Origin of the sequence: Paraburkholderia sp. BR10954 (genome assembly GCF_040965775.1) — a bacterium.
GTDB classification, from domain to species: domain Bacteria; phylum Pseudomonadota; class Gammaproteobacteria; order Burkholderiales; family Burkholderiaceae; genus Paraburkholderia; species Paraburkholderia youngii.
In genome coordinates this window covers 1-3,290 of sequence record NZ_JBFRCK010000131.1, presented here as the reverse complement: position 1 = coordinate 3,290, position 3,290 = coordinate 1, and the positions used below count along the sequence as shown (strand labels likewise).

The window sequence follows — 3,290 nt, the reverse complement described above, 5'->3', positions numbered from 1 at the left end:
CACCGAAACGACGGGGACGAATGCAGATGACGTTTTCGTGGGTGATGCGGCCTTGCACGGACCCAGAAGGTCGATGGCCACGCCATCGATCACTGCTGCCGCAGGCGCCGTCTCGTGATGCTCAGCACAGGCTCCTGTGGTGCAGGCGAGATGCCTTTCTCCCGCTCCAGCAGGTATTTTGTGATCCATTTACGTAGCAGATTGGCATTGATCCCGTGTTCCTGAGCCATGCGCGCGACGGAAACGCCGGGTTGCAGCGCGGCCTCGACCAGCGTGCGCTTACCTTGCTCGTCGTAGCGACGCCGGCCATCACGGCTCTGTCGTACGACTCTTAACTCTGAGTCTTTGTCAGCCATAGGTGTCCACCTCGAATAGGTGGACGCCTATGCTCCTCGCTCCTGGCGATCACTGCCAGACGCTAAAGATGGACCGCTTACGATCAATTCGATCTGCGGCACCGCCGGTACCCAGGATCCGCGAAAGCTCACCTCATTGATGCAGTCGACGATCTGACTTGAAATTTCGGCGGCTGCGGATTGCGAAACAATGGATCGATGCGCACGCCCAAGCTACCGCTTGGCGAATCGACGAGAGGGTCAAACGCAGAATTCGCCATGAAGTCCCATCCCTGTAGAACTCGCCGTCGATTTCAACGGTATCGAAGAACCGCCGGTAGACGGGTCGACGATTGTCGCTACGACAGGAGCGCCGGCGTGTTGTGCTCGTGCCGGTTGATCACCGAGAAGTCGGGGATCACCTGCTCCATGATGGACGTGCGAGGACTTGTCAGCCACGGTGTCGTGGCATGGCGAACTGATCTGCACGCGACACGCTTCGTCCACTAAGAACCCTTAACAAAATGAACAAAGGGGCTGTTTACTCTCGATGAATCCTGCTAACCTTTTCATTGTTTCGACGACGAAAAGGACATGGCTAAACCCATACTCGACGACGAACTTTGGGCATTCATCGAACCGTTGCTGCCCCCGGCAAAACCAAGGCGAAGCCGTTATCCGGGGCGCAAGCCACTCGATGATCGTGCGCTGCTCACGGGCATCCTGTTCATTCTGCAGACCGGCCTGCGCTGGGACCTGCTGCCACGTGAGATGGGCTGCGGCAGCGGCATGAGTTTCTGGCGCCGTCTGCGAGCCTGGCAGGCCGCCGGCGTCTGGGACCGGCTGCATGAAGTCCTGCTCGCGAAGCTTCGCGACGCCGACCGGATTGACTGGTCCCGCGTCGTTGTCGACTCCTCTTCGATCCGCGCGGTAGGTGCAGGTCAAAAACGGGACCGAATCCCACCGACCGCGCGCGACCAAGTTCAAAGCACCACCTCATTACTGAAGCGCAGGGCATCCCGCTCGCGGTAATTCTCACCGGCGCTAACCGTCACGATGTCACGCAGCTTAACGCGCTGGTCGACGCGATCCCGCCTATCGCTGGCAAGCGAGGCCGGCCACTTTCGAAGCCCCGCATCGTTCAGGGCAACCGGGGCTACGATCACGACAAATACCGCCGTCCGCTACACGCTGCCGGCATCACCACTGAAATCGCCGGACGCGGCAAGCCTCACGGCAGCGGACTCGGTAAAACACGCTGGGTTGTCGAGCGCACCATCTCATGGCTTCACAACTTTCGACGACTTCGCATCCGCTTCGAACGCCTCGCATTTATCCACGAAGCCTTCATGAAAATCGCCTGCTGCATCATCTGCTGGCGAAAGCTGAAAGAATCATTTTGTTAACGCCTGTAAGTTACTAAAGAGAGGAAATTTCAGGAGATGGCAAATCGGTCCGAACCCTATTGCGTGGTCTGGAGCACAAGGAGCTGAACTCGCTTCTGGGACGGATCGTTGTGCTTGAGCAGTTCGTCGCAGGCATTACGTAGCCGCAACATGCGCAAAATCGGGTCTATTAAAATAAGTTTTCTTGCACTAAACCGCTACGCGGTAGGGGTGGAGAGCGAGCGCCTATAACTTACGTTCATCAGAGGTAGTAATCAGGCGCTCGATCATCGGCGAGGAGAAGCGGACGCTTCCAGGAGCAATATATGAACGCCCACCCGGGCTTCATCATTGTTTCCATGAGGTGCTCCGTGACGCCACTACGTCAACGTATGTTACACGACATGCAGATCCGTAATCTCGCCGAGAATACTCAGCGGTCCTATCTTCTTCAGGTTTCAAGCTTCGCCCGGCACTTTCGCCGTTCGCCCGAGTTACTGGGTCCCGAGGAGATACGGGCCTGGCTCATCTATCTTCGGGAAGAGCGCAAGCTGGCGCCCGCCAGTCTCCACCCAACGATCGGTGCACTGCGCTTCCTCTACCGCGTGACGCTCAAGCGCGGCTGGAGCGACGAGGACTTTCCATTGCCGAAGAAGCCGCTGAAACTCCCCGTCATCCTGAGCCTCGAGGAGGTAACAACCTTTTTCGACGCTATTTCCAGCCTGAAGTACCGCGCCATTCTGATGAGCGCATATGCCGCCGGCCTCCGGATTTCAGAAGTGGCGCACCTGAAGACCACCGATATCGACAGCCAGCGCATGGTCATCCGCGTGAACCAGGGGAAGAACCGCAGGGACCGCTTCGTGATGCTCTCACCACGGCTGCTCGAGATCCTGCGAACGTACTGGCTCAATGCTCACCCTCGCGACTGGCTTTTTCCCGGCGACATCCCCGGACACCCGATTACCACTGCCGCGATCTGGCAGGCATGCAACAGGGCACGGCAGCGCAGCGGCATCCAGAAGCCGATTACGCCGCATGTGCTGAGGCATGTGTTCGCCACTCATCTGCTCGAAGCCGGAACTGATGTGCGCAAGATCCAACTGCTCATGGGCCATAGGTCCCTTGCCACCACTTCGCGGTACCTGACGATGGCCACGAGCACCGTGTGCTCCACCACCAGCCCCTTCGACCTGCTTCCGCACCCCGCACCCATTCCGTCTGCGCCCGCTGCGCCAGAGGACGTCTGAACGCAGTCATGCGACCGGCGATCGAAGTGGCGGACATCTTCCGCCGCTGCGGCCCCCAGTATCGGCAAACCCATGCCGAGAGGCTCAGTCGTGCCCAGCGTCGCGTGATGAGCGCCATCGAACTGTGTCGTACCGCCGCGCTCGGCGCCCATCTCGAGCAGTGCAATGCGTGCTCACATCAGCGCATCACGTACAACTCGTGCCTTATGGGGAGTCTTTCCGTATGTGGAGTAGACACGTCGATCGAGCGCGAGCCGGGGAGCCCGCGCCCCTGCTACTCTCCATTAAAGCCTCGCCTTGAGCATGGCGATGACCTTGTC

Annotated in this window: 3 protein-coding genes and 1 pseudogene; 3 read left to right on the top strand and 1 reads right to left on the bottom strand. The window is 59.0% G+C overall.

The features are described 5' to 3' along the window. Positions 1-356, bottom strand: a pseudogene (locus AB4Y34_RS41235) (transposase); the annotation flags it as partial. Positions 357-929: 573 nt separating this feature from the next. Here AB4Y34_RS41235 and AB4Y34_RS41230 point away from each other — a divergent pair. From AB4Y34_RS41230 to AB4Y34_RS41220, 3 genes are all read left to right on the top strand, one after another. After that, positions 930-1,741 (top strand): IS5 family transposase gene (locus AB4Y34_RS41230; protein WP_176369389.1). Its coding sequence is split into 2 segments (ribosomal slippage): positions 930-1,278 and positions 1,278-1,741, totalling 813 coding nucleotides; the frame shifts between segments, so codons are not numbered across the junction. A gap of 305 nt (positions 1,742-2,046) precedes the next feature. Continuing rightward, positions 2,047-2,970 carry a tyrosine-type recombinase/integrase gene (locus tag AB4Y34_RS41225; RefSeq protein ID WP_368719233.1) on the top strand — a complete coding sequence of 308 codons (924 nt, stop codon included), beginning with the start codon at positions 2,047-2,049 and terminating at the stop codon, positions 2,968-2,970. A gap of 8 nt (positions 2,971-2,978) precedes the next feature. Continuing rightward, on the top strand, positions 2,979-3,290 hold a 312-nt coding region (locus AB4Y34_RS41220), incomplete at its 3' end, for a transposase zinc-binding domain-containing protein (RefSeq protein WP_368719232.1).

Coding starts and splice junctions, on each gene's coding strand:
- AB4Y34_RS41225 (WP_368719233.1), top strand. CDS start 2,047: ATGAACGCCCACCCGGGCTTCATCATTGTTTCCATGAGGTGCTCCGTG.